Raw genomic sequence first — 24,249 nt, forward strand, 5'->3', positions numbered from 1 at the left:
CTCAGCGATACCCGTCGAAGTGAGGTAAGGCTAACCTAAGTCACTGCTCCGCCTGTGCGACCCCAAGGAACCACCATGCGCTCGATCAAGCCGAGAGCCCTCGCCGCTCTCCTCCTCCCGCTCGCCCTCCTCACCGGCTGCTCCGGCGACGGCGACGACGGCGGCAACGACGAAGGCGACGGCCGGAACGCGGGCGCCACCCGGGTCTTCGCCGCCGACAACGGCGACATCACCATCCCCGAGGACCCCCAGCGGGTCATCGCCACCGGCTACGCCGTGCCCGTCCTCATCGAGGCCGACGCGGCGCTCGTCGGGGTCTCCAGTTGGGAACGCGGCCGGCCGCTGATGACCGAGGAGGACCGCGCCACCTACGACGCGCTCCCCAGGATCGCCGGCGAGAACGCCGCGGAGACCAACTACGAGGCCATCGCCGAGCAGGACCCCGACCTCATCGTCATCGGCGTCCCCGCGCCCGTCCTCGGCGACGTCGACGTGGAACGCCTGGAGTCCATCGCCCCCGTCGTGGCGATCGGCCCCACCGTGCCCTCCGCCTGGCGCGAGCTGTCGGAGCGCCAGGCCGACGCCGCCGGCCGCCTCGACCGTTTCGAGGAGGCCCGCACCGCCTACGAGGAGCGGGCCGCCGAGCTGACCGAGCGCTACGCCGACGCGCTGGCCGGCCTCGACTTCGGCCACGTCGGCTCCTACGGGGACGCCGCCGCCGGCACGTTCATGCGCGAGTACGCGGGCGCCTGGGGCACCAACATCGCGGGCGACATCGGCGTCTCCTACCCCGGCGAGCCCGCCGACCCCGGCGAGGGCGGACAGTCCGTCTCCGAGTACCCCTCCATCGAGGAGCTGCCCGAAAGCCTCGGCGACGCCGACGTCATCACCTACAGCGTCGGCCCCGACGGCACCCCCGGCGAGGCCGTGAGCTACGTGCTCGACTCCGAGCTGTGGCAGAACCTCCCCGCCGTCCGCGCCGGCCGCGCCTTCCCCGTCCGCTACACCGAGGCGGCCACCTACGCGTCGGCCCTGCGCACCCTCGACGCCCTCGACGAGGCGCTGGCCCCGCTGCTGGAGGAGGAACGGTGACGGACCGCCACGACCCGCGGGGGCGCGTCGCCGCCCACCACCGCTCCGGCACCGGCCTCGTCCGCGTCCCCTACCCCATCGGCGTCCGCGCCGTCACCGTCCTGGGCCGCACCCTCCTCGGCCCCCGCATGCTGCGCCTGACCGTCGGCGGCCCGGGACTCGACGGCTTCCACAGCTACCAGGCCGACGACCACGTCAGGATCGTCTTCCCGGACCCCGACGGCACCCTCCGCGTCCCCGTGCCCAACGACCGGCAGATGCTCGACTGGCCGCGCCCGTTCCCCACCACCCGCAAGTACACCGTCCGCCGCCATGACGCGGAAGCCCGCGAGCTGGACCTCGACTTCGTCCTCCACGACGGCGGTGTCGCCTCCGGCTGGGCGCGGCGGGCCGCCGTCGGCGAGGAGGTCGTCATCGCCGGGCCGCCCGGCGCCAAGGCGTTCCCGCACACCTACGACCACTACGTGCTGGCCGTCGACGGGACCGGTCTGCCCGCCGCCGCGCGCTGGCTGGAGGAGGCCGGCGCGGACGTCTCCGCCGACCTGGTCGTGGAGACCGGCGACGCGTCGGAACACGACTACCCGCTGCCGGACCGCGCGGGCGTCACCGTCCACCGCCTCGTGCGGGCCGGTGACCGTTCCGCGCTGGCCCGCACCGTCACGGGGCTGCGGCTGCCCGCCGGGCGCGCGTTCCTGTTCGCCGCCGGTGAGGCCGAGGACATCAAGCCGCTGCGCGCCTGGCACAAGGGCCGGCTCGACGCCCTGTGCACCGGCTACTGGAGACGCGGAGTCGCCGGACTTGAGGACTGAGACCCCCGCCGCCCCGCCCGCCGGTGTCCGCGTCGCGCTGCTCGTCGCGGCCCTCGCCGCCCTGCTGCTCGCCGCCGGTGCCAGCCTCTGCGTCGGCGCGGGAACCGTTCCGCCCGCCGAGGTGTGGCGGGCCGTCACCGGCGGCGCGGGCCCCCACGCCCGGCTCATCGCCCGCGAGGTCCGCGTGCCCCGCACCGTGCTCGCCGTCGGCGTCGGGGCCGCCCTGGGCTGCGCCGGCACGCTGATCCAGACCCTGACGCGCAACCCCCTGGCCGAACCCGGCGTCCTCGGCGTGACGTTCGGCGCCGGATTCGCCATCAGCCTCGGTGCCGCACTCGGCGTCGCCGGGCACCAGGCCACCCAGCTCGCCCTCGCGTTCACCGGCTCCCTGCTGGCCGCGCTCCTCGTCCACGCCGTCGGGCGGACCTCGCCCCTGCGCCTGCTGCTCGCCGGCACCGCCCTCAGCTTCGTCCTCGGCGGCCTCTCCCTCGGCATGCGCCTGACGTTCCCCGACGTCCTGGACCGGTACCGCTTCTGGTCCGTGGGCTCCCTGGCCGGCCGCGAGCAGGTGTCGCCGACCGTGCCGCTCCTCGTCATGGCCCTCGCCCTGGCCGGGGCCCTCCTGCTCACCGGCCCGCTGAACGCCCTCGCGCTCGGCGAGGGCGTCGCCCCCGCCCTCGGCGCCCACGTCCCCCGGCCCCGGATCGCGGTCCTCGGCCTGGTCACCGTGCTCGCCGGGACCGCCACCGCCGTCGCCGGGCCCATCACCTTCCTCGGCCTGATGGTGCCCCACCTCGCCCGCCGTGCCGCCCGGGGCTCGCTGCGCTGGCTCATGGCGTACACCATGGTCCTCGGGCCGCTGCTGCTGCTGACGGCCGACATCGCCTCCCGCGTGCTGCTGCCCACCGGCGAGGTCCCGGTGGCCGTGGTCACCGCCTTCCTCGGCGGCCCCGTCCTCATCTGGGCCGTCCGCCGACGCGGGGCGATCGCGCTGTGAACGCCGCTCCCGCCCGCGCCGCCGGGCCCCTCGTGCTGCGGCTGGGACGCTGCTCGGCCCGGTTCGAACGCCGCACGGCCGTCGTCACCTGCGCACTGCTGGCCGCCGCCGCGGCCCTTGCCCTGGCCGCCCTGTGCCGGGGCGACTCCTGGGACCACCCGGCCGACGTGCTGCGGGCGCTCGCCGGGCGGGGCGACTCCGTCCTCGTCGTCCGCGAGTGGCGGCTGCCGCGGGTCACCGCCGCGCTCGTCTTCGGCGCCGCCCTCGGCCTGGCCGGCGCCGTCTTCCAGAACCTCACCCGCAACCCGCTCGGCAGCCCCGACGTCATCGGCCTGGACGCCGGCTCCTACACCGGCGCGCTGATCGCCCTCACCGTCCTCGCCGGCACCCCCGCCCAGCTCGCCACCGTCTCCGCCACCGGCGGCCTGCTCACCGCCGTCGTCGTGTACCTGCTGTCCCTGGACGCCGGGTTCGACGGTCTGCGGCTGGTCGTGATCGGCATCGGTGTCAACGCCGTCCTGACCGCGCTCAACTCCTGGATCGTGCTCCGCGCCGACCTCGATGTCGCCATCGCCGCGACCGGCTGGAACGCCGGGTCCCTCAACGGTGTCGACTGGCGGGACGTGAAGCTGTCGTTCCTGGCCATCGGGGGCCTCGCGCTGCTGCTGGCCGTCCTCGCCCACGCCACCCGCCAGGCCGCGCTCGGCGACGAACTCGCCGTCACCACCGGCGTCCGGTTGCGGCGGCTGCGGCTGCTGAGCGTCCTCGCGGGCGTCGGCTGCACCGCCGCGGTGACCGCCGTCGCCGGGCCCGTCGTCTTCGTCGCGCTCGCCGCGCCGCAGATCGGCCGCCGCCTCGCGGGCGCCTCCGGCGTGCCCCTGCTGCCCGCCGCCCTGACCGGCGGCGTCCTGCTGCTCGCGGCCGACCTGCTCGCCCAGACCGTGCTGGCCCCCGTGGTCCTGCCGGTCGGCGTGGTCACCACCGCGCTCGGCGGCTGCTACCTGCTCTGGCTGCTCTACAAGGAGGTCGCCCGGCCGTGACCGCGTCCGTACCCGCGCCCGCGTCCGTACCCGTATCCGTGCCCGCGCGGCTGTCCGCCCGGAGGATCACCCTCGCCTACGGGGAGCGGACGGTGTCCACCGGTCTGAGCCTCGACGTGCCGGACGGCGCGTTCACCGCCGTCGTCGGCGCCAACGCCTGCGGCAAGTCCACGCTCCTGCGGGCGTTCGTCCGCCTGCTGCGGCCGACGGCGGGCACGGTCTCGTTCGACGACCGGGACGTGACCCGCTGGCGGCCCAAGGCCATCGCCCGCCAGGTCGGCTTCCTGCCCCAGACCCTCACCGCGCCCGAGAACACCCGCGCCCGCCAGCTCGTCGCCCGCGGCCGGTACCCGCACCAGTCGGTCCTGGCCACCTGGTCGCCCGAGGACGAACGGGCCGTGGACGAGGCGATGGCCGCCGCCGGGGTGGGCGACCTCGCCGACCGCGAGCTGGAGAGCCTCTCCGGCGGGCAGCGCCAGCGGGTGTGGATCGCGATGGTGCTCGCCCAGGAGACGCCCTACCTGCTGCTCGACGAGCCCACCACCTTCCTCGACCTCGCCCACCAGTACCAGCTCCTGGCGCTCCTCGCCCGCCTGCGCGACGGCGGGCGCACGATCATCGCCGTCCTCCACGACCTCAACCAGGCGTGCCGCTACGCCGATCACCTCGTGGCGATGCGGGAGGGCCGCGTCGTCGCCGAGGGCGCGCCCGCCGACATCATCGACGCGGCGCTGGTGCGGGAGGTGTTCGACCTGCCCTGCGTCGTCGTCCCGGACCCGGTGACGGGCGCGCCGATGGTCGTCCCGACCCCCTGACGTCCCGGCCCCTTGACGTACCGGCCCCGGGAAGCCGGGTCGGGCGGAACCGGCTCCCCGGGTGGCCGCGCTCCGGACCTGTCTCTTCTACACCTCTGACGCTGCCGACGACGAGGATAGATGAGGGCTCGTCGGTCGTCGCGCCATTGCGCCCAGGCCACCTGTGCAGGCGTTGGTGCACTCGGTGTAGGTCTGCGTGAAGAGCAGCGCCTCGCCGAGCGCGGTGGGTACCCGGTCGGCGTCCGCGGTCAGCCAGTCCGGGACGTCGTCGGCGGTGCGGTAGTCGGGGTGCCGGCCGTTGAGCGGGGACTCGTTCACCGTCTCGTCGATCGCGCAGGAGACCGGGAGGGAGGACACCGTGAACGCCCGCCCGTCGTCCTGCCAGGCACTCCAGGCGGGGGCGGCGGGACACACGTCCTCGTCGTCGCGGGGCTCGGCGGTCAGCTCGGTGCCCTCGGGGAGCGACACCCGGAACGCGGGCACCGCGCCGCCGCCAGCGGACTGCCAGGACCGATCACCGGCGGAGTCCTGCCCGTCCGTGCCGTCGGTCGCGTCCGTGCCGTCCGTGGCGTCGGTGCCGTCGCTCCCGTCCGTCGCGTCGTCCCGGCATCCGGCCAGCGTCAGGGTGCCCGCCAGCATGACCACGGCCAGCCGTGTCCGTACGCCCAGCGCCATGTGCCCTCCCCGTTCCCCCGTGCCCGTTCTTCCCCGGGCGCGAAGACGCCCGGCGGCCGAGGCCGGTTCCCGGGCCGCCGCCGGGTCACCCGGCGCGCCGGTGGCGGAGCAGCTCCTCGACGGCCTCCTCGGTGCGGCGGGCCCGCTCCGCCGGGGGACTCCTCCTGACCAGGGCGCCCAGCCGCTGGGCCTCCTCGGTGGTCGGCAGGAACCCGACCAGAAGGGCCGGCAACAGCAGGCGCCGCACGAGGAGTTCGTTCGCCGAGGTGACGTGGGGCCGGCGCACGACCGAGACGTTGACCCGGACGGCGTGCTCGTTGCCCGGGGGAACGCCCGGCCGGTCCGTCTCGCGCGCCGCGTAACGGAAGCCGTGCGCCAGGTCGCAGGGCGGGCAGCCGGCCGGGCCGCGGCTCAGCCGGTCACCGCACGCGGAACAGACCAGCCTGTCGAGCGCGGCGTCCACCACCCGCCAGTCGTGCCGGTCGGGCTCGTCCGCGACCATCGCGGCCAGCGTGACGTCCTCCTCCTCCCCGGCGTCCCAGCCGCTGCGGAACGACCGCCACTCGTCCTCCACGACGGCGTCGACCAGTTCGCGGCAGGCCGCACAGTCGGGCGCCCCGCCGTACTCGTACCCGCCGCACTCCGCGCAGCGGCGCGGAGCCGCACCGACCACCGGTCGCGCCACCGTCGTTCACCCGCCGCCGTCGAGGGATTCCCGTCAGGGAAAGTCTCCCGCACCGGGCCGCGGAGGCTCGGTGGTCGGAGTGGGGCGCGGGATGGCGTAGAGTTCGGTGTGTCGACGCGGGGTGGAGCAGCTCGGTAGCTCGCTGGGCTCATAACCCAGAGGTCGCAGGTTCAAATCCTGTCCCCGCTACGGAAGAAGGCCCGGTCCCAGGACCGGGCCTTCGCTTCGCGCGCGGAAGGTGTCAGGCGAGCAGACCGGCGCTGCGCCACATCCGGCGTCCGAGGCCGTTGAGCACGCCGATCTCCTCCAGGAAGGTCGTCAGCCGCTTGGCGCCCTCCTGGAGCACCGCCCGCCGGTGCGCGCTGGCCTTGACCTGGGCCACCGCCTCGGCCCGGTCGAGGCCGATGTTCGTGTACACCCGCGGATCGACGAGGACTTCGGAGAACGTCCTGGCCATGCCGCCACAGCTCATGCGGGCCATCTGCCGTTCCCAGCGGGGCGCGACCTTCATCTGGCGGCGCAGTTCCTCGCGGGCGTACCGCACGTGCCGTGCCTCCTCCACCACGTGGATGCGGTGGATGCCGCGGATCAGCGGCTGCACCCGTTCGTCGGGGAAGGACAACCGCTGCATCCAGTCCAGCACTTCCTCGCCGAGGAGGGTGCCGGTGAACGAACCCGGGGTGGTGGAGAAGGTCTTGAAGAAGCGGCTGACGTTGTGGTGCAGGCGGTTCGGCCCGTACACCGGGGTCTCGCTCTTCTCGATGGCCCGCGCGAACATCATCGAGTGCCGGCACTCGTCGGCGATCTCGGTGAGGGCGTACCGGACATGGGCGCTGGTGGACGGCTTGTCGTAGATGTGCCGGACCAGGAGCTGCATCAGGATCAGCTCGAACCAGATCCCCACCGCGCCGATCGCCGCGGCCTCGTGCCGGGACAGCTCGATCCGCTGCTCCTCGGACATCTGGTACCACAGGGGCGTGTCGTAGAGGGACAGCAGCTCCGGGGGCCAGAACCACTTGCCCTCCTCCCATGGGGCGTCCCAGTCCAGCACCTTGTCCGGGTCGTAGGAGTGCTTGGCGGACGAGGCGAGCAGCCGCTCGGCGACCTCCTCGCGGCTCTTCAGCGCGCCCAGGGAGTCCCGCAGCGCGTCGAAGTCGGGGTCGTTCCTGGCCTCTGTGTCGATGAGGTCCGCCAGCGCGGCGGTCGTGGGCCGAGTCATGCCTTCATGAGACTCCGCGTCAACAAACCCGTCAATGCTCCTGCCGGGCTGGGCGCGCGCCTGTGGCCATCGCCACAACCCGGCTTGTCGGAACGGTGTTTGGTGTCCAGTATCCCGCCTCGGATCGGATCGGATCGGATCGGATCGGTGCGGGGCCGGACGGTCCGGGCTTCCGCCATGCCCTCCGGGGCGGTCGGCTCGTTGACCTGGGTGCAGCCCGATCAGTCAAGATCAGTCAACGAGAGGAGGCCCACGGATGCCGCTCGTGCCCGATCCGTCCGCCCCCGTCCGGCTTCTCGACCCGGCGGAGCCCGAATACCGCCACGGCCTGGAGCTCTTCCTGGCCGGCACGGACGAGAAAGCCCTCACCCACCCGTTCCTCTCCGACCTGGCGGCGGCCCTCCCGCGGCGCCGCGTGTTCCTCGACATCGGTGCCGGTGAGGGGCGGACCACCCGGTATGTGAGCCGGTTCTTCGAGCGGACCGTCGTGATCGAGCCGAGCGAGGACATGCGGCGGGCGGTCCTGCGGGCCTGTCCCGACGCGCGGGTGATCGGCACCCCCATCGGAGCCACGCACCTCGACGTCCGGGCCGACCTGGCCCTGTGCTCCCACGTCCTGTACTACGTTCCGCGACCGGACTGGCTCAGCACGACGCTGCGGATGCTGAGTTGGGTCGCCCCCGGCGGCGAACTCGTCCTCATGCTCCAGAACCCGGGCAACGACACCATGCGCATGGTCCGCCACTTCACCGGCACGCACTTCGACCTGGCCGACCTGGAGGCTGAACTGCTGCGCTCCGGCGACGACATGGTCGCGGACACCGTGATGACCACGCTGCGCACCCGCTTCCGGACCGACGTCCCGGCCGACGCGCTGACCGTGGCGGAGTTCCTGCTCAACGACCCGTCGCTGCGCCGGATGGAACCGCGGCCCACCCGGGGGGACCTGGAGCGTTACGTCGTGACGCGGTTCACCGAGCCCACCGGCGCCCTCTCCTGGAGCTGCTCGCACGACATCCTCCGCGTCCGCCGCGCGCCGGCGGCCCGGTGACGGGCGCCGGGTGACGGGTGTCAGACCTCGCGCTTCGCGTCGATCTCCCTGATCAGGGACTCGACGCGGCGCCTGATCTCGTCGCGGATGGGACGGACGGCCTCCACGCCCTGCCCGGCGGGGTCTTCGAGGGCCCAGTCGAGGTACGTGGTGCCGGGGAAGACGGGGCAGGCGTCGCCGCAGCCCATGGTGACGACGTAGTCGGACGCCTGGACGGCCTCCGGGGTCAGCACCTTGGGCGTCTGGCCGGAGATGTCGACCCCGGCCTCCCTCATCGCCTCGACGGCGGCCGGGTTGACCTGATCGGCGGGGAGGGAGCCGGCGGAGCGGACCTCGACGCGGTCGCCCGCGAGATGGGTGAGGAATCCGGCGGCCATCTGGGAGCGTCCAGCGTTGTGGACGCAGACGAACAGCACGGACGCGGCGGGGGTGGTGGGCATCGGCTCTTCTTTCATGGATGAGGGGGCCACCAGGGGGGAACGGGCCTTCGGCAGGGGCGGGGGGGCGGGGGTGCCCCGGCCGGCGGGGGGGACTGTGTACCCGTGGGGGGCGGCGGCGGTGGCTGATCGGGACCGGGTGCCGCCGTGTCGCCCGCGGGTGGGGGCGGGACACCGCTGCGTCCGGGGGAACCCCTGACCCCCCCGCCGCGGGCCTGGGGGGTCGCGGTGTGAGGGGGGTCTTCTTCGTCACCGGACGGAATCCGGCGTCTGCCGTCGTGGGCGGCGCGTGGGCCGGGGCGGTGCCATCACCATCCTGGCGGTCGACGCGTGTGCCCCCTCGCGGAGTTGCCCGCCGCACGATCCGACGTTCGAAGGAAACGCAACGTGAGACGTAACGCGAGACGGCGCACCGCTCTTCTCCTCACCCTCAGCGGACTGCTGGTGGCGTAGCCACCCTGGCGGCGGAGGACGTCGAGGGGCCGTACGCGCTCCAGTCGGTGAAGAACGGCCGGTTCGTGCCGACCGAGGTCCGGTACGCGTCTCCGTACACCGGCCTGCCGCGGGCCCGTTCCTCGGACTGGAACGGCGCGTGGGAGGACCTCTACCTGGAGTGGGACGCCACCACCGAGACCTACGCGATCTTCTCCGGCGCGACCGGCCTGTACCTCGCGGTCGAGAAGGACTGGACCGGCTCCGACACCGGCCTGCTACGGGCCCGTTCCACCTCGGTGGGCGGCTGGGAGCGGTTCGAGCTGTGGATCGACGAGGCGACCGGCCACTTCGCGCTGCGGTCCGTGGTCAACGGCCGCTTCGTGGCGATGGAGAACGGCTGGACCGGCTCCCGCCAGTACGCGCTGCGGGCCCGTTCCACGGACTGGCTCGGCTCGTGGGAGGAGTTCGACATCAGGTCGGCGGCCTGACGGCCGACGCCGCCTGAACGTGGCCGCCCGGCGGGCTGTCCCGCAGCCCGCCGGGCGGCCGTTCCCGACCTGTGGTCAGTGCTGCTGGTCAGTGCTGCTTGCAGATGAACTTCAGGGCGGCGAAGGCGGAGCCCTCGCTGATCTCGGCACTGCCCGCCTCGAGGGCGAAGTAGTCGCTTCCGGCGGCGGCGGCCCCCTTGCAGATCGTCTTCTGCCCCGCGGCGGCGGTTCCGGCGGTGGCACCGAGCACGAGCAGCGCGGCGGTGCCGGCGGTGACGGCGACGCGGGTGAGCCTGGAGCTCTTCATCCTGTTTGTCCTCCCGATAAGACGGCCGGTCCGGCGGCGGACGCCACTGGACGGATTCCGCTCATGGGTAGCGCAAGGCACCCGCATCGGCACCGCAGACACGGTCCGAGGGCCGCGAGTCCCCCCGGACGGATGTAGCCCGGCCCCCGGCGGCCCTCGGACCGTGTCTGCGGCTGTCTCTTCTCCACATCTCCGAGCCCACGAGACAGGCAGAAATCTCGTATGCCGTCTTCTGCTTGAAAAAAAAAAAAAAAAAAACAAGAACCCCCCCCCCCCCCCCCCCCCGTCCCCCCCCCTTACCCCTCCGTCTTCATTTCTCTCCTCTTTTTTTTTCGACTCCACGTCGCCCACCCAGCTCCACACACTCGTCTGCGCCGGCGGCGTCAGATGTGTGGAAGAGACACACCCCGCCGCGCGTGCCGCCGTTCCGCCGCGCGACGGCCGAACTGGTCGGCACCGCCGCCCTGGTGGCGGTGGTGGTCGGCTCCGGTATCCAGGCCACCGCCCTGACCGAGGACACCGGGGTGCGGCTCCTGGCCAACTCGCTGGCCACGGTCCTCGGGCTCGGCGTGCTGATCGCCCTCCTCGGCCCGGTCTCCGGCGCGCACTTCAACCCGGTCGTCACCCTCGCCGAGCGGTGGACCGCGCGCCGGGGCGGCCCCGGCGTCACCACCCGCGAGGCCGCGCTGTACATACCGGCCCAGACCGTGGGCGCGATCGGCGGCGCCGTCCTGGCCAACGCCATGTTCGGCCTGCCCGCCGTCGAGTGGTCCACGCACGACCGCTCCGCCGGGCACCTGCTGCTCGGCGAACTGGTCGCCACCGCCGGGCTCGTCCTGCTCGTCTTCGGCCTGGCCCGCGCCGGCCGCCTCGCCCTCGCCGCCCCGGCCGTGGCCTCCTACATCGGCGCGGCCTACTGGTTCACCTCCTCGACGTCCTTCGCCAACCCGGCGGTCACCGCCGGACGCGCCTTCAGCGACACCTTCGCGGGCATCGCCCCCGCCTCCCTGCCCGGCTTTGTCGGCGCCCAACTCGCGGGGGGCGCCGTGGGCCTGGCCCTGGTCGCGCTGATCTTCGGCCGGACGCCCCGGTAGCCGGCCGCCGTTCCCCGCCGGTGCCCCCTCGACACGGGACACCGGTCGCTGGTGGACTGCGGAGGCTGGTGAACTCCGTGTCAACGAAAGGCAGTCCGCGATGGGCTCTCCCACCGTCACCCAGGTCGCCGACGGGACGTACCTCGTCGGGGGAACCGAGGTCAACTGGATCGTCCTGACCGAGGGCGACGCCGTGACGCTGATCGACACGGGCTACCCCGGTGACGAGGAACTGGTCGTGGAGTCGCTGCGTGTCCTGGGCCACCGGCCCGAGCAGATCGCCGCCGTGCTGATCACCCACGCCCACATCGACCACGTCGGGTCGCTCCCCGGGCTGCTGCGGCGCGGCGCGTTCCCCGTCCACACCTCGGAGCAGGAGGCGCGTCACGCGCGGCGCGAGTTCCTGGAGCAGGCCACCGCGCTGGACATCGTCAAACGGATCTGGCGGCCGGGCCACCTCCGGTGGAGTCTCGCCATCAGCCGGGCCGGGGCGTCCCGGCACGTGAGCGTGCCCGAGGCGCGGCCGTTCCCCGGCGCGGGACCGCTCGACCTCCCCGGCCGCCCGGTGCCCGTCCTCACTCCCGGTCACACCTCGGGCCATACCTGTTACCACCTGCCGGAGGTCGGCGCGCTCGTCACCGGCGACGCCCTCATCACCGGCCACCCCACCTCGCGGTTCTCCGGCCCCCACCTCGTCGCGCCGTTCTTCAGCCACGATCCGGCCGCGACGCTCGCCGCGCTGACCGTCCTGGAGCCCCTCGACGCCGACCTGATCCTCCCCGGCCACGGCCCGGCGCACCGGGGCCCGGTCAAGCAGGCCGTCGCCCTGGCGCGCGAACGGGCGACACCGGCCGCCCGGAAGCCCCGGGGACGGTAGCGAACCGCCGTGCGGGGAACCCGACCCGCATGTCGTCGTACTGGATGGACACCGCGCCCCCCCCGCCCCCCGCCCGCCGCTGACCGAGGACACCGAGGCGGACGTCGCCGTCGTCGGCGGGGGCATCGCCGGCCTGGCCACCGCCTGGGCGCTGGCCAGGGCCGGTCGCGGCGTCGTGGTCCTGGAGGCCGACCGGATCGCCGCCGGGGTCACCGGCCACACCACCGCGAAGGTCTCCGCGCTCCACGGCCGCGTCTACAGCGGGCTGGTCCGCACCCGCGGCGCCGAGGGCGCCCGGCTCTACGCGCGCTCCCAGCGGGACGCCGCCGAACAGACCGCCGCGGTCGCCGCCGAGCTGGCCGTCGACTGCGACCTCGAACGCCGCCCCGCGTTCACCTACGTCACCGACCCCGCCGGGGCCGACGCGCTGCGCGAAGAGGCCGAGGCCGCCCGCGCGGCCGGGCTGCCCGCCGTCTTCACCACCGACACCGGCCTGCCGTTCCCGGTGGCCGGAGCCGTCCGGCTCGACGACCAGGCCCAGTTCCACCCCCGCGCGTTCCTCCTCGCGCTCGCCCGTGACCTGGAGGAACGCGGCGTCCGCGTCCACGAGCACACCCGGGTCACCGGCCTCACCGAGGGCGAGCCCTGCCGCCTGACCCTGGAGAACGGCCACACCGTGACCGCCCGGGACGTCGTGGTCGCCACCCACTACCCCGTCTTCGACCGGGGCGGGCAGTTCGCGCGCATGTCGGTCCACCGCGAACTCGTCGTCGCCGCTCCCGTCCCGGCCGCCTCCGACCCCCACGGCATGTACATCACCGAGGAGAACGGCACCCGCTCCGTGCGGACCGCCCCCCACGGCGACGGGCGGCGGCTCCTCATCGTCACCGGGGAGAGCTTCACGCCCGGCACCGGCGACGTGCCCGCGCGGTACGAGCGGCTGGCCGACTGGACCCTGCGCACCTTCCCCGGGGCCACCGGCATCAGCCACCGCTGGGCCGCGCAGGACGCCGACCCCACCGACACCGTTCCCCTGGTCGGGCGGCTCCACCCCGGCGCCCGGCACGCCTACCTCGCCACCGGGTTCGGCGGCTGGGGCATGAGCGGCGGGTTCATGGCGGGCCGTCTCCTCGCCGCGCGGCTGACCGGCGGCACGCTGCCGTGGCAGGACCTGTACGACCCGACGCGGCTGTGGGACGCGGTCCGCGAGGCGCCCGCGCTGCTCAAGCACCAGGCCAGGACCGGCAAGCACTGGCTCGGCGACCGGCTGCGCACCCCGCGCGTCGAGTCCGCCGACGCGATCCCCCCGGGCACCGGCGCGGTCGTCCGCGTCGACGGCGCCCGCTGCGCCGTGTACCGCGACGACGACGGCACCGTCCACGCCGTCTCCGCCCGCTGCACCCACCTGGGGTGCCTGGTCTCCTTCAACGCGGCGGAGACGACATGGGAGTGCCCGTGCCACGGCTCACGCTTCGGGATCGACGGCCAGGTGCTCCAGGGCCCGGCGACCCGCCCCCTGGAACCCCGCGACATCGACACGGCCTGAGCCCACGCGGCCCGGCCCGGACGTCAGAAGTCCGCGCCCTGGAGGGCGCGCAGCGGGTCCGGGGAGCCGGCGTGAGCGGCGACCGTCCCGGCCAGGGTCCGGGCGTCGTGCGTGAACACCGACACGCGCAGGACGCGGCCGTCGCGGAGGACCACGCGGCAGACGACGTCGTCGCCCAGGAGCCGGAGCGGCGCCCGGACGCGGCCGGGGCGGCGGACCGCGACGATGCCCCGCCACGGCGCGATCGTCACGGCGCCGGCGCGGCGGTGGACCAGGCCGCGTTCGCGGGGCGTGAGGACCCCCGTGCCCCGGCGGCGGTGGACCAGGCCGCGCGTGACGCCCCGGCACAGGCCCGTCAGGCCCGCGACGAGCAGGACGCCGCCCGCCCACGCCGGGAGCCCGGCGACGAACGCCGCGACCCCCGCGGCGGCGCCGCCCGCCCCGGCGGCCAGTGCCCGCCGGGCCGACCGTCGCCGTCGCCCGGCGTCGGTCCGGTGCTTGCTCAGCGGTCTGCCCAGTGCCCGCTCGGCGGCAGAGGCCATCGCCGTCACCTCACGTACTCGGTGCTCGTCCCCAGTGGCTGGGCCCCGATGATCACCACCCGCCATGAGAGAACGCTTCGACCGGGCTGAGATTTCCGTGAGAAATCACCCCGCCCGGTGAGGCGTTCCTTGGCAGGATGACGGGACCGCCACCCCACCCGGAGGAACGATCGTCATGCCCGGTGTGCCCGCCGACCCCACGGTGCTGCGTCCGATGCCGGACCAGCCGCGGGTGGTGCTGCTGAAGCCGCTGGTGACCTCGCCGTTGATCGAGGTGGGGGAGTTCTCCTACTACGACGACCCCGACGACCCCACGGCGTTCGAGACCCGCAACGTGCTGTACCACTACGGGCCCGAGCGGCTGGTGATCGGGAAGTTCTGCGCGCTGGGGACGGGCGTGCGGTTCCTCATGAACGGCGCCAACCACCGCATGGACGGCCCCTCGACGTTCCCGTTCCCCATCATGGGCGGCTCGTGGGCGGAGCACTTCGACCTGCTGACCGGGCTGCCCGGCCGGGGGGACACGGTGGTCGGCAACGACGTGTGGCTCGGCTACCGGGCCACGGTGATGCCAGGGGTGCGGATCGGGCACGGCGCGGTCGTCGCGTCGGGCTCGGTCGTCGTGGACGACGTGCCCGACTACGGCGTCGTCGGCGGCAACCCGGCCCGGCTCCTGCGCCGCCGCCACAGCGAGGAGGACATCGCGCGCCTGCTCGCCGTGGCCTGGTGGGACTGGCCGGCCGAGCACATCACCGCGCACCTGCGCACCCTCATGTCGGGCACCGTGGCGGACGTGGAGAACGCCGCCCCCCAGGTCAGCGGGGACGGCCGGGCTGGCCGGGCGGACGCATGAACGCCGGGAGCGCCCGGACGAGTTCCTCGACGACCTCGTCGAGGGTGGCGTCCACCCAGCCCACGGCCCAGTCGTGGAGAAGGCCGTTGACGCTGCCGATGAAGGCGATCGCGGCGAGGCGGTAGTCGCGGGGCTCGATCTCGCCGCGCCGGGCGGCCTTGTCGGCCTGGGCGCACAGGAAGTCGACCCAGCGGGAGCGGCGGGCGAGGCGCTGCTCGTCCATGCGCGGGCCGACACCGACGATCTCGGTGAACATGACGCGGATGCGGCGCGGATCGCCGGTGACGTAGGCGGCGTAGGCGCGGAAGACCGCCTCGGTCCGCTCGGCCCGAGGGAGGCCGGACGCCTCCGCCAACGCGGCTGTCGCCACCTCCTCGGCGGCGTCGTTGAGCTGGGAGTGGAGCGCGGCCAGGACGTCTTCGAGGGTGCGGAACTCCTCGTAGAACTGGCGGGGGGAGAGCCCGGCGGCCTCGCTGAGGGCCGCGCCCGTGGTGGCGCGGTAGCCGGGGCCGTTCCCGAACAGCTCCAGGCCCGCCGCCAGGAACCGACGCCGCCGGTCGGCCCGCCGCTCGGCGGCGGTCCTGCCCGCGTAACGGCCGGTCGGCTGCCTGAGCCTGCCCGTCACCTCGTCTCCCCTCGCCGGTTCCCGGTCAGCCATTCTCCCCGGTCCGCGCCCCGCGGTCCCACCCCCCCGGACCCCCGGCCCCTCCCCGCCGGCCGGTCATCGCGGTGAGCGCGGCGGCGCGGCCGGGTCGTCCGGAAGCCAGCCGGCCAGGACGTCGTCCCAGTCGCCGACGGACTGCGGGTCGCCGTGCCAGTGGCCGAGCCGCCGGGACGCGGTCGCCACGTCGCGGACCCAGACGGTCGCGTCGGGAACCCAGCCCGCGAGCACCGTGTACCCGTCCCGGACGGGCTGGACCAGGCCGCAGGCCGCCAGACAGCCGCCGATGGTGACGTGCACACCGTCGAAGTGACCGGCGAGCGCCTCCCAGTCGGGCAGGTACCACGGGCCGTCCACGTCCCCCCAGGTGCGCCACTCGCCGTCGTGGGGGCCGGTCACCTCGCGGGGGAAGCGGGCGACGAGGGCCCGCCAGTCCTCCGGGCGCCGGATCTCGGCGACCCGCGCCCGCTCGTCGACCGTCAGGCTCCCGACGACCGCCGTGGCCTCGCCGAACGGCATGAACGTGTCGATGAAATGCCCGAGTTCGATGGTCGGCAGACCGGCCCGCGCCCCGGTCGTCCAGGTGTTCTCGGCGAACCCGGGCGCCGACCACCACAGAGCGCCGAGGTTCCGCTCGCCCGGCGCCGGGCGGCGGCGCGCCATGCCCTCCCGGTGCGCCGCGCGCTCCCGCGCCATGGCCCGCCGCACCATGTCCTCGATGCCGGACAGTCCCGTTCCGGCGCCGGTCCACGTCAGGCGGCGCTGGTCCGCCCGCCGGACCGGCTCCCACCAGCCGGACGCCGCGGGCGACCGGGCGAGCGCCGCGGCGACCGGACGAAGCTCCTCGGCGGCGACCCCGGTCAGCCCCCACAGCGCCACGTCACCGCCGCCGAACCCGAACGACGTGGACACCGACGCCAGTTCGTTCAGCAACTCGGCCTCGGTCAGCCCGCCCAGCCGACGCCACTGCCCGAGCGACACGGCGGCGCGCACGGCCGCGCGCACCTCGTCGGCCGGTACCTCGTCCCACTCCCTGCGCTTGGCCCGCCAGACCCGCCAGGGCCTGCCGCCCACGCCGACCGAGAACGTCGCCGTTCCGGGGACGTCGCCCAGGCCGAGGGAGTCGAACAGGGTGCTCTCCAGCGCGATGTCGACGAACCCGGACAGGAACTGCCGTCCCAGGGGCGACCCCAGCAGCAGATCCTCCCGTTCGGCCGGTGTCGGCCGCGGGAGTTCGGCGGGCGGGCGGTTGGTGGCGTCCATGACGGCATGCTAGAGACCGGCGCACCGGCCTGGCGAACGCGATTCTCCCGGAAAGTCCCGGCACGCCGACCCCAGCTCATCTGTGTCTCAAAGGAGTTGGCGTCGGAGTGTCGGCCCCCGGCCGCCCGCCGAGGGCGCCGTGCCCGGGAGGGCGACGGCGCGTGCGCCGCTCTCCTCACCGGTCCGCTCCGGGCGGCCCTCCTCCGGTCCCGACGCCCCGGCCGCCGTACGGGACGGCGTATCGGGCGCGTGGCGCCGTGCCCGGTGACCCGCTGACGGCCCCCGCGTGTGATAACCGTAGGTCACTGCCCATGGGCACGGAGCTACCGGGAGCCGCACCATGCGAAAGTCCACCTGGATCCTCGGCGGCCTGGCCGTCCTGCTGCTGGCCGCCGCGGCCGTGACGCGTCTGGCGGTCTACCCGGCCGTCCACCGGGTCCCGTCCGACCTCGACGTCACGCTCCAGTACACCGGGAAGGCGACCCTGCTCGACGCGCTCGCCCTGGAGTCCGGCGATCTGGCCAACGCGGTCAAGCGGGACGTGCCCGTGACCGTCGACCGGCACGTCCGGGTGGTGGACACCAGCGGGGACACGGCGGTCTTCGCCGACCGGCAGACCCTCCACGGGCCCGACCACGAGACCCTCGCCGACATCAAGCACCGCTGGGCACTGGACCGCCGCGACCTGGACGCGCGGCCGGCCCCGGAGGGCAGCGGGGCCGAGCCCCACCGGGGACTGGTGATCGGCTGGCCCCTGGACCCCGGGAAGCGCGACTACCGCTGGTGGGACTTCGCGACGAGCACCGAGGTGGACGCCGTCTACGACGGGACCGAGACGGTGGCCGACCGCACCGCGTACCGCTACCGGATCCGCGCCGAGGGGCCGCTCACCGACCCGGACCTCTCCGCCGCGCTGCCCCCCGCGCTGCCGAAGGAGGCCGTCAGCGGCATCGCCGCCACGATGCCCGCCGGGCAGCGGCCGGACACCGCCGCCCTGGCGGGGCTGCCCGACACCGTGCCGCTCACCTACGCGGCCACCACCGACCTGCGGGTCTGGGGGGACTCGGAGACCGGCAGCGTCCTGGACACGGCCCAGCGCCGGGTCTTCACCGCCAGGACCACGGAGGAGGCCGGCGGGGGGACGCTCTTCCCGGTCTCCGACGTCGATGTCCGCGTCACCGACGACAGCGTGCGCGACCGGGCCGACTACGCCGACTCCGCGGCCCGGTCGCTGTGGCTGGTGGGCACCCTGCTGCCGCTGGCGCTGCTGGTCGCCGCCGCGCTGATCGCCGCGCTCGCGATCTGGCGCGCCCGCCGCGCCGGGCGGCGGAGCGAGGACGCGCCCGGGACCGCGTGACCTACGCGCCGGCGGCGGCCGGGGCGAACGCGGCGCGGTCCAGCGCGGTGGTGAAGTGGCCCAGGGCCTGGGTGAGGGGCCCGTCGGCGGCGGGCTCGACGGACACGTCACCGTCGGGGGTGAGCGTGATGTCGCGGTCGAGGACGAACCAGCCGGGCGTGATGTGGGTGGCGCCCATGGTGGACAGGACCGGACGCAGGGCGTAGTCGATCGCCAGGACATGGGCGAGGGTGCCGCCGGTCGCCAGGGGCAGCACCGTCTTGCCGGCGAGCGCGTACTGCGGCAGCAGGTCCAGCAGGGACTTCAGCAGCCCGGAGTAGGCCGCCTTGTAGACCGGGGTGCCGATGACCACGCCGTCGGCGTGTCCCAGCAGCGACGCCACCTCGCTGATCGCGGGGTGACCCGGATCGGCGCCGGTCAGCGCCTCCGGCGGCAGCGCCCGCACGTCCAGCGGGACCACGGCGTGTCCCTCCCGGACGAGTCTGCCGTCGAGATGGCGCAGCAGACGGGCGGTACGGGAGGTGGGGGACGGACTTCCGGAGATCGACAGGACGGTCGCCATGGGAGCACCTTCTCGGGACACGGAGGAACGGGGGAGTACGGGAGGAACGGCGGGCCGGGGGGACGGGTCAGGAGGCGGCGGCGAACTGGACCCGGGCGGCCGGTTCGGGCCGGCGCCCGGCGTCGGGGTGGGTCCACAGCCCCCGGTCGGCCAGCACGGGAAGCACCCCCTCGCCGAACCAGTACGCGGCTTCCAGGTGGGGGTAGCCGGACAGGACGAACTCGTCGATGCCCAGCCGGTGGTACTCCTCGACGAGGTCGGCCACCTCGGTGTGGGAGCCGACCAGGGCGGTGCCCGCGCCGCCGCGCACCAGGCCGATGCCGGCCCACAGCCCGGGGTGGATCTCCAGCCGGTCGCGCCCGCCGCCGTGCAGGGCGAGCATCCGCCGCTGGCCCTCGGACTCGCTGCGCGCCAGGTTCTCCTGCACGGCGGCGACCGTGGCGGGATCGAAGCCCGCCAGCAGCCGCCGCGCCTCGGCCCACGCCTCGTCGGAGGTGTCGCGGTTGATGACGTGCAGCCTGATGCCGAACCGCACGGTCCGGCCCCCGGCCGCGGCCAGGGCGCGGACCCGGGCGATCTTCTCGGCGACCTGCGCGGGCGGTTCGCCCCAGGTGAGGTAGACGTCCGTGTGGCGGGCGGCCACGTCCAGCGCGGCGGGCGAGGAGCCGCCGAAGTACACCTCGGGCACGGGCGAGGGGAGCCGGGTCAACTTCGCCCGCTCGACCCGCAGGTGGTCACCGGCCAGATCGACGGTCTCGCCGCTCCACAACCGCCGCACCACGTCGAGGAATTCGCCGGTGCGGGCGTAGCGGGCCTCCTTGTCCAGGAAGTCGCCGTAGGCGCGCTGTTCGTGTGCCTCGCCGCCGGTGACGACGTTCAGCAGCAGCCGGCCGCCGGTCTGCCACTGGTACGTGGTGGCCATCTGCGCGGCCAGCGTGGGCGAGACGAAACCGGGGCGGAACGCGACGAGGAACTTCAGCCGTTCGGTGTGCTGGCTGACCATCGCCGTGGTCAGCCAGGCGTCCTCGCACCACGCGCCGGCCGGTGTCAACGCGGCGGTGAAACCGACCTGTTCGGCGGCGCGCGCCACCTGCGCGAGGTACCCGACCGAGGGCGGCCGGTCCCCTCCGGCGGCGGTGACGGCGGCGCCGTGCCCGCCGCCGACGACATGGCGGCTGTCACCGCTGGTGGGCAGGAACCAGTGGAAGTCGAGGCTCACGGGGCGTCTCCTTGACGGGGCGGGCGGGTCACAGCAGGCCGTGCCGGGGCGGCGGGGCTGTGCGCCGCGGCGGAGGGGGGAGTGGGGAGCGCGGGGGGCGGCGGGGTGCCGTTGAGGACCCAGCGGCCCACGTGCTGGACCTTCCAGCGGGCCGGGTCGTGCAGGGTGTGGGTGCGCGCGTCGCGCCAGAAGCGGTGCAGGTTCAGGGAGTTGAGCGCGGAGCGGGTGCCCGCCACCTCGAACAGCGCGTCCGCCACGGTGACGGCGGTGGTCCCGGCGTGCGCCTTGGCGGCGGCGACCGCGATCGACGCCTCGGCGGCGGTCGTGTCGGTCAGCCGGGCGCGGGCGGTGTCCACCGCGCGGGCGGCGGTCGCGAGCAGCGCCTCGGTGGCGCGGACCGCGATGGACAGCTCCCCGAACCGTTGGATCACCAGCGGGTCTTCGGCCGCCGTCTCCGCGCCGCTCTCGAACCACGGGCGGCTGGTGGTCCGGACGAACCCGGCCGCCTCCGCCAGGGCCGCCCCGGCGATCCCCGCGTCGATCGCGGTGTGCAGCAACTGGGCCACTGCGCCGTGGAGTTGTGGCCCGGTGAAGGTGAGGTGGTGCGGAACGACACGGTCGGCGGGCACCCGTACCCCCGTCAGGCGGACCGTGCCGCTTGCGGTGGTGCGCTGGCCCATGCCGTCCCAGTCGTCCTCGACGACGACACCGGGCGCGTCGCGCGGCACGTACGCCACGTGCAGCCGGTCCTCGTCGTGCGCGGCGCGGGCGAGGACCGGTATCCAGTCGGCGAACAGGGCGCCGGTCGCGTAGTGCTTGACGCCGGTCAGCAGATGACCGTCGCCGTCCGGGGCCGGGTCCAGGCGGGTGCGGATGTCCTGGACGTGCCGGGTGCCCGCCTCGGACTGGGCGTTGCCCAGGCGCCGTCCGGCCAGCACCTCCCCGAAGAAGAAGCGCCGCTGGGCCGGCGTGCCCTGGGCGCGGAGGACGTTGACGTACACGAAGTGGCTCTGCGGGATCTGCGCCAGGCTGGGATCGGCGCCGGCCAGCAGCCGGAAGATCTCCGCCAGGGTCTCGGCGCCGATGTCGGCGCCGCCGTGGTCGGCGGGCACGGTGACGCCCAGCAGGCCGCTGGCCGTGAGCCGGTCCAGCTCGGCGCGCGGCAGCCGCCGGTGGGCGTCGCGTTCGGCGGCACCGGCGCGGAACTCATCGGCCAGGGTTCGCGCCACGGCGAGGGCCTCCGCGTCGTCGCCGATGACGTGGACGTCCGGCGCGGACGGCGCGGGCGCGGTGGGGGCCTCGGGGGATGCGGTCATGGGCGGGATGGGGGTGGGCCGGTGTGCCGGCCGGCTCGGCCGGCACACCGGGCGCGGTCGGTCAGGAGTACCAGGTGGGCTCGGGGAGTTCCCCGACCAGGACGTGGCGGCCGACCTCGCGGCGCTTGTAGGCGACCGGGTCGTGCAGGGTGTGGGTGCGGACGTTGCGCCAGAACCGGTCGAGCCCCTCGGCCGACGCGGTCGCGCGGGCGCCGGTCACCTCGAAGATGCGGCTGGTGATCTCCAGGGCGACGTCGGTCGCGCGGGCCTTGGCGGCGGCCACCCGGACCTCGAATTCGCCCCGCGCCCGCTCGGTCACGGCGTCCGGGTCGTCGTGCAGCCGCTGGCCCTCGGCGGCCACGGCGTCGGCCAGCGCCTCGGCGGCCCACAGCTTGGCCGTCAGGTCGCCGTAGATGTCCACGACATAGGGCTCGTCAACGGCGCGCTCGTACCCGCCGTGCAGCCAGGAGCGGGACTTGGTCCGCGTGTACACGGCCGCGGTCTCCAGCGCCCCGGCGGCGATCCCGAGGTAGAAGCTGATGAAGACGAGCTGGATGGTGGGCACGTTGAGCGTGTTGTAGACCCGCGGCTGGAAGGTCTTGTCGACATACCCGGCGGCCGAGGCCCACGGCACCCGGACGCCGTCGATGGTGACGCTTCCGCTCTCGGTGAGGCGCTGGCCGATGTTGTCCCAGTCGTCGTGGAACGTGAGGCCGGGCGTGTCCGACGGCACGATGGCGAAGACGTGCCGGTCGGTGCCCTCGATGACGCCCTCCAGCACGGTGACGTCGGAGACCTTGCTGCCGGTGGAGAACGACTTGCGGCCGGTGTAGACGAGGGTGTCGCCCTCGTCGCGCACGACGACGTCGCTGTCGCGCGGGTTGACGGCGCCGCCGAAGAACCACTGGTTCCTCGCGGCCTCCGCCTCGACGTGCTCCCACTGCTCGCGGGTGCCGACCAGCCGGGCCGCCCAGTTCCACAGGTAGTGGTAGCCGAGGAGCTGGCCGATCGAGCCGTCCGCCTTCGCGATCTCGCGGATCACCCGGTAGGCGGTGATCCAGTTCTGGCCGCCCCCGCCGTGCTCGACCGGGCCGAGGAGCGTCACCAGGCCCGACTCCTTCAGCAGGCGGATCTCGGCGTACGGGGTGGCGCCGGCCCGGTCGCGGGCGGCGGCGTCGGTGGCCAGCACGGCGGCGGCCTCGGCCGCGCGTTCCAGCCACCCTTCCGGGGTCGTCGGGCGGGGCAGGTCGCGCCAGCGGGCGGTGGCCGCGCCGGCGTCGGTCACCGTGCCGGTCGCCGTGTCGGCGGGGGCGTGGCCGGTGTGCGCGGCGGGTGCTTCGGTGCTCATCGGGAGGTCTCCTGGGGTGTGGGGTGGGGTCTACGGGAACTGCCTCCTTCTCACCTTTCCTCGGCCACCGAGACGGCCGAAAACGCCTAACGTCGTCCGCGCCACTTGATACTTTTTGTATTGAGATGACCGCCGACCAGCGAGCGGGACTCCTAGGTGGCGGCAGGAGGAGATAGGTGGGGGAGAGAGAGGGGCCCAGGAGGCCGCGGACCGGCCGGCACCGGCCGGTCCGCGGCCTCCTGGGCCTCCAGCTCGCGGATCAGCGGCAGCACGCGGGACCCGAAGTACTCGACCTCCTCGTGGTAGTGGAGGAAGCCCAGCAGGAACAGGTCCACGCCCAGGCGCTTGTAGGCGACGACGCGTTCGGCGATCTGCTCGGGCGTGCCGATGAGGCCGGTGCGGAACCCGTCGTTGTACTGCACCAGGTCCTCGAAGGAGGAGTCCTGCCACATGCCCTTGCCGTCGGCGGTGGACGGGCCCGCCTGGCGGACGGCGGCGCCGAAGCCCTCGACGGCCTCGGTGTCCGCGCGGGCGACGATCTCGCGCAGCACGTCACGGGCCTCCGCCTCGGTGTCGCGGGCGATGAGGAACCCGTTGAGGCCGAAGCGGGGCGGGGTGCGGCCGGCCGCGGCGGCGGAGGCGCGCACGTCGGCCACCTGCTCGGTGACGCCGGCGAAGTCCTTGCCGTTGGAGAAGTACCAGTCGGAGACGCGGCCGGCCATGGCGCGGGCGGCCGTCGAGTTGCCGCCCTGGAAGATCTCGGGGTGCGGGCGGCCGGGCCCGGTCAGCGGCTTGGGCTTGAGCGTGAAATCGCGCACGCGGTAGAAGTCGCCCGCCAGTTCGGCGTGGTCGGTGGTCCAGATGGCGCGCAGGGCGCGGATGAACTCCTCGGAGCGGCGGTAGCGTTCGTCGTGCTCCAGCCAGGGCTCGCCCAGCGCGGTGAACTCGGCCTTGAACCAGCCGCTGACCACGTTGACGGCGAACCGGCCGCCGGAGAGGTGGTCGGCGGTGGCACCGAACTTGGCGAGCACGCCCGGGTGCCACAGACCCGGGTGGATCGCGGCGATGACCTTCAGGCGCTCGGTCGCCAGCAGCAGGGCGAGGCTGAAGCTGGTCGACTCGTGCTGGTACTCGGCGCCGTAACTGGCCATGTACCGCACCTGGCTGAGGGCGTAGTCGAAGCCGTTGTCCTCGGCGAGGCGGGCCAGGCGGCGGTTGTAGTCGTAACCCCAGTCGGTGCGCTGCTCGATCGTGCTGGTGACCAGGCCGCCACTGACATTGGGCACCCAGTAGGCGAATCGCAGGGGTTCCGGGACGGATTCGGCAGTCATGCGTGTCTCCTCCGGGCGGAGCGTGAAAAGGGATCTTGAAAGGGGTCCGGAACGCGCGGGAAAGCACGCCGGAGAAACGGGCGGCGGAAAACGCGAAATAGGCGTCCGTCGACCGGGGGTGGGAAAGGAAACCGGGAAGTCACCGTGAAATCAGGGACCATGCGCGGCCGGGGAGGGCACGCACGGCCCGGCGCTCGCGCCGACGTGCGGTGACGCGGGGGACCGGTGAC

At 74.2% G+C, this 24,249-nt stretch carries 24 protein-coding genes, 1 tRNA gene and 1 pseudogene; 13 read left to right on the forward strand and 13 right to left on the reverse strand.

The annotated features are described in order from the left end of the window. Positions 1-75: 75 nt before the first annotated feature. Genes BN2279_RS26675 through BN2279_RS26695 form a run of 5 tightly spaced genes read left to right on the forward strand, consistent with a single transcriptional unit; the run spans position 76 to position 4,753 of the window. Positions 76-1,092, forward strand: coding sequence for an ABC transporter substrate-binding protein (locus BN2279_RS26675; protein WP_059013569.1), 1,017 nt, complete (start codon positions 76-78; stop codon positions 1,090-1,092). Next, the gene (locus BN2279_RS26680; protein ID WP_059013570.1) at positions 1,089-1,901 is read left to right on the forward strand and encodes a siderophore-interacting protein; all 813 of its coding nucleotides are present in this window, start codon (positions 1,089-1,091) and stop codon (positions 1,899-1,901) included. Before BN2279_RS26675 ends, BN2279_RS26680 begins: the two co-directional genes overlap by 4 nt. Then, complete coding sequence (locus BN2279_RS26685; protein ID WP_059013571.1) at positions 1,891-2,898, forward strand: FecCD family ABC transporter permease; 1,008 nt, start codon at positions 1,891-1,893, stop codon at positions 2,896-2,898. The genes BN2279_RS26680 and BN2279_RS26685 overlap by 11 nt, the downstream gene beginning before the upstream one ends. Continuing rightward, entirely contained in the window at positions 2,895-3,938 is a 1,044-nt protein-coding gene (locus tag BN2279_RS26690; RefSeq protein WP_079032526.1) for a FecCD family ABC transporter permease, read from the forward strand. The genes BN2279_RS26685 and BN2279_RS26690 overlap by 4 nt, the downstream gene beginning before the upstream one ends. 38 nt (positions 3,939-3,976) lie before the next feature. After that, on the forward strand, positions 3,977-4,753 hold the full coding sequence (locus BN2279_RS26695) for an ABC transporter ATP-binding protein (protein WP_059013695.1): 777 nt from the start codon (positions 3,977-3,979) through the stop codon (positions 4,751-4,753). An 87-nt stretch (positions 4,754-4,840) separates the two neighbouring features. Here BN2279_RS26695 and BN2279_RS30060 read toward each other — a convergent pair whose 3' ends face one another. Together BN2279_RS30060 and BN2279_RS26705 are read right to left on the reverse strand one after the other, a co-directional pair. Beyond that, entirely contained in the window at positions 4,841-5,428 is a 588-nt protein-coding gene (locus BN2279_RS30060; protein WP_059013572.1) for a hypothetical protein, read from the reverse strand. A gap of 85 nt (positions 5,429-5,513) precedes the next feature. Then, positions 5,514-6,113 (reverse strand): hypothetical protein, encoded by a 600-nt coding sequence (locus BN2279_RS26705; RefSeq protein ID WP_059013573.1) that lies wholly within the window; start codon positions 6,111-6,113, stop codon positions 5,514-5,516. A gap of 115 nt (positions 6,114-6,228) precedes the next feature. On the opposite strand from BN2279_RS26705, the gene BN2279_RS26710 reads away from it, so the two are divergent. Further along, positions 6,229-6,302: transfer RNA gene (locus BN2279_RS26710), tRNA-Met, on the forward strand. Between the two features lie 52 nt (positions 6,303-6,354). Here BN2279_RS26710 and BN2279_RS26715 read toward each other — a convergent pair. Next, positions 6,355-7,332: an AurF N-oxygenase family protein gene (locus tag BN2279_RS26715; RefSeq protein ID WP_059013574.1), complete on the reverse strand. Its 978-nt coding sequence runs from the start codon at positions 7,330-7,332 to the stop codon at positions 6,355-6,357. 256 nt (positions 7,333-7,588) lie between these two features. On the opposite strand from BN2279_RS26715, the gene BN2279_RS26720 reads away from it, so the two are divergent. Continuing rightward, on the forward strand, positions 7,589-8,383 hold the full coding sequence (locus BN2279_RS26720) for a class I SAM-dependent methyltransferase (RefSeq protein ID WP_059013575.1): 795 nt from the start codon (positions 7,589-7,591) through the stop codon (positions 8,381-8,383). Between the two features lie 20 nt (positions 8,384-8,403). Here the strand turns inward: BN2279_RS26720 and BN2279_RS26725 are convergent, their stop codons facing one another. Next, positions 8,404-8,823, reverse strand: coding sequence for an arsenate reductase ArsC (locus tag BN2279_RS26725; RefSeq protein WP_059013576.1), 420 nt, complete (start codon positions 8,821-8,823; stop codon positions 8,404-8,406). Positions 8,824-9,320: 497 nt separating this feature from the next. On the opposite strand from BN2279_RS26725, the gene BN2279_RS26730 reads away from it, so the two are divergent. Next, on the forward strand, positions 9,321-9,743 hold the full coding sequence (locus tag BN2279_RS26730) for a fascin domain-containing protein (protein WP_059013577.1): 423 nt from the start codon (positions 9,321-9,323) through the stop codon (positions 9,741-9,743). Between the two features lie 88 nt (positions 9,744-9,831). Here the strand turns inward: BN2279_RS26730 and BN2279_RS26735 are convergent, their stop codons facing one another. Beyond that, the gene (locus tag BN2279_RS26735; protein ID WP_059013578.1) at positions 9,832-10,050 is read right to left on the reverse strand and encodes a hypothetical protein; all 219 of its coding nucleotides are present in this window, start codon (positions 10,048-10,050) and stop codon (positions 9,832-9,834) included. A gap of 389 nt (positions 10,051-10,439) precedes the next feature. Between BN2279_RS26735 and BN2279_RS26740 the strand changes: the two genes are divergently transcribed. The 3 genes and pseudogenes from BN2279_RS26740 to BN2279_RS26750 all read left to right on the forward strand — a co-directional run bounded on the left by BN2279_RS26740 (position 10,440) and on the right by BN2279_RS26750 (position 13,567). Beyond that, entirely contained in the window at positions 10,440-11,144 is a 705-nt protein-coding gene (locus BN2279_RS26740) for an aquaporin (RefSeq protein WP_059013579.1), read from the forward strand. 100 nt (positions 11,145-11,244) lie between these two features. Next, positions 11,245-12,021 (forward strand): MBL fold metallo-hydrolase, encoded by a 777-nt coding sequence (locus tag BN2279_RS26745; protein WP_059013580.1) that lies wholly within the window; start codon positions 11,245-11,247, stop codon positions 12,019-12,021. 29 nt (positions 12,022-12,050) lie between these two features. Beyond that, positions 12,051-13,567: pseudogene (locus BN2279_RS26750) on the forward strand (FAD-dependent oxidoreductase). A 23-nt stretch (positions 13,568-13,590) separates the two neighbouring features. Here the strand turns inward: BN2279_RS26750 and BN2279_RS26755 are convergent. Next, positions 13,591-14,109 (reverse strand): hypothetical protein, encoded by a 519-nt coding sequence (locus BN2279_RS26755; RefSeq protein WP_059013581.1) that lies wholly within the window; start codon positions 14,107-14,109, stop codon positions 13,591-13,593. A gap of 175 nt (positions 14,110-14,284) precedes the next feature. On the opposite strand from BN2279_RS26755, the gene BN2279_RS26760 reads away from it, so the two are divergent. Then, positions 14,285-14,962 carry a CatB-related O-acetyltransferase gene (locus BN2279_RS26760; protein WP_059013582.1) on the forward strand — a complete coding sequence of 226 codons (678 nt, stop codon included), beginning with the start codon at positions 14,285-14,287 and terminating at the stop codon, positions 14,960-14,962. Here BN2279_RS26760 and BN2279_RS26765 read toward each other — a convergent pair. Continuing rightward, a complete protein-coding gene (locus tag BN2279_RS26765; protein WP_059013583.1) occupies positions 14,925-15,587 on the reverse strand; it encodes a TetR/AcrR family transcriptional regulator in 663 nt (220 codons plus the stop codon). The genes BN2279_RS26760 and BN2279_RS26765 overlap by 38 nt on opposite strands. Before the next feature lie 96 nt (positions 15,588-15,683). Continuing rightward, positions 15,684-16,886 (reverse strand): hypothetical protein, encoded by a 1,203-nt coding sequence (locus BN2279_RS26770; RefSeq protein ID WP_059013584.1) that lies wholly within the window; start codon positions 16,884-16,886, stop codon positions 15,684-15,686. Between the two features lie 340 nt (positions 16,887-17,226). On the opposite strand from BN2279_RS26770, the gene BN2279_RS26775 reads away from it, so the two are divergent. Next, on the forward strand, positions 17,227-18,243 hold the full coding sequence (locus BN2279_RS26775) for a porin PorA family protein (RefSeq protein WP_059013585.1): 1,017 nt from the start codon (positions 17,227-17,229) through the stop codon (positions 18,241-18,243). Position 18,244: 1 nt separating this feature from the next. Here the strand turns inward: BN2279_RS26775 and ssuE are convergent, their stop codons facing one another. The 5 genes from ssuE to sfnG form a co-directional block, all read right to left on the reverse strand. Continuing rightward, entirely contained in the window at positions 18,245-18,805 is a 561-nt protein-coding gene (gene ssuE, locus BN2279_RS26780) for an NADPH-dependent FMN reductase (protein ID WP_059013586.1), read from the reverse strand. 67 nt (positions 18,806-18,872) lie between these two features. After that, positions 18,873-20,024 (reverse strand): LLM class flavin-dependent oxidoreductase, encoded by a 1,152-nt coding sequence (locus tag BN2279_RS26785; RefSeq protein WP_059013587.1) that lies wholly within the window; start codon positions 20,022-20,024, stop codon positions 18,873-18,875. Further along, positions 20,021-21,340 (reverse strand): SfnB family sulfur acquisition oxidoreductase, encoded by a 1,320-nt coding sequence (locus BN2279_RS26790; RefSeq protein ID WP_079032527.1) that lies wholly within the window; start codon positions 21,338-21,340, stop codon positions 20,021-20,023. The genes BN2279_RS26785 and BN2279_RS26790 overlap by 4 nt, the downstream gene beginning before the upstream one ends. A gap of 61 nt (positions 21,341-21,401) precedes the next feature. After that, positions 21,402-22,688 (reverse strand): acyl-CoA dehydrogenase family protein, encoded by a 1,287-nt coding sequence (locus BN2279_RS26795; RefSeq protein WP_079032528.1) that lies wholly within the window; start codon positions 22,686-22,688, stop codon positions 21,402-21,404. Between the two features lie 152 nt (positions 22,689-22,840). Continuing rightward, complete coding sequence (gene sfnG, locus BN2279_RS26800; RefSeq protein WP_059013588.1) at positions 22,841-24,019, reverse strand: dimethylsulfone monooxygenase SfnG; 1,179 nt, start codon at positions 24,017-24,019, stop codon at positions 22,841-22,843. Between the last annotated feature and the right edge of the window lie 230 nt (positions 24,020-24,249).

Origin of the sequence: Streptomyces specialis (assembly GCF_001493375.1) — a bacterium.
GTDB classification, from domain to species: Bacteria; Actinomycetota; Actinomycetes; order Streptomycetales; family Streptomycetaceae; genus Streptomyces; species Streptomyces specialis.

Excerpts from the sequence above, each read along its gene's own strand:
- BN2279_RS26775 (WP_059013585.1), top strand. The coding sequence starts at position 17,227 with ATGCGAAAGTCCACCTGGATCCTCGGCGGCCTGGCCGTCCTGCTGCTG.
- BN2279_RS26725 (WP_059013576.1), bottom strand. The coding sequence starts at position 8,823 with ATGCCCACCACCCCCGCCGCGTCCGTGCTGTTCGTCTGCGTCCACAAC.
- BN2279_RS26735 (WP_059013578.1), bottom strand. The coding sequence starts at position 10,050 with ATGAAGAGCTCCAGGCTCACCCGCGTCGCCGTCACCGCCGGCACCGCC.
- BN2279_RS26715 (WP_059013574.1), bottom strand. The coding sequence starts at position 7,332 with ATGACTCGGCCCACGACCGCCGCGCTGGCGGACCTCATCGACACAGAG.
- BN2279_RS26795 (WP_079032528.1), bottom strand. The coding sequence starts at position 22,688 with ATGAGCACCGAAGCACCCGCCGCGCACACCGGCCACGCCCCCGCCGAC.
- ssuE (WP_059013586.1), bottom strand. The coding sequence starts at position 18,805 with ATGGCGACCGTCCTGTCGATCTCCGGAAGTCCGTCCCCCACCTCCCGT.
- BN2279_RS30060 (WP_059013572.1), bottom strand. The coding sequence starts at position 5,428 with ATGGCGCTGGGCGTACGGACACGGCTGGCCGTGGTCATGCTGGCGGGC.
- sfnG (WP_059013588.1), bottom strand. The coding sequence starts at position 24,019 with ATGACTGCCGAATCCGTCCCGGAACCCCTGCGATTCGCCTACTGGGTG.
- BN2279_RS26745 (WP_059013580.1), top strand. The coding sequence starts at position 11,245 with ATGGGCTCTCCCACCGTCACCCAGGTCGCCGACGGGACGTACCTCGTC.
- BN2279_RS26755 (WP_059013581.1), bottom strand. The coding sequence starts at position 14,109 with ATGGCCTCTGCCGCCGAGCGGGCACTGGGCAGACCGCTGAGCAAGCAC.
- BN2279_RS26790 (WP_079032527.1), bottom strand. The coding sequence starts at position 21,340 with ATGACCGCATCCCCCGAGGCCCCCACCGCGCCCGCGCCGTCCGCGCCG.
- BN2279_RS26770 (WP_059013584.1), bottom strand. The coding sequence starts at position 16,886 with ATGGACGCCACCAACCGCCCGCCCGCCGAACTCCCGCGGCCGACACCG.
- BN2279_RS26675 (WP_059013569.1), top strand. The coding sequence starts at position 76 with ATGCGCTCGATCAAGCCGAGAGCCCTCGCCGCTCTCCTCCTCCCGCTC.
- BN2279_RS26760 (WP_059013582.1), top strand. The coding sequence starts at position 14,285 with ATGCCCGGTGTGCCCGCCGACCCCACGGTGCTGCGTCCGATGCCGGAC.
- BN2279_RS26720 (WP_059013575.1), top strand. The coding sequence starts at position 7,589 with ATGCCGCTCGTGCCCGATCCGTCCGCCCCCGTCCGGCTTCTCGACCCG.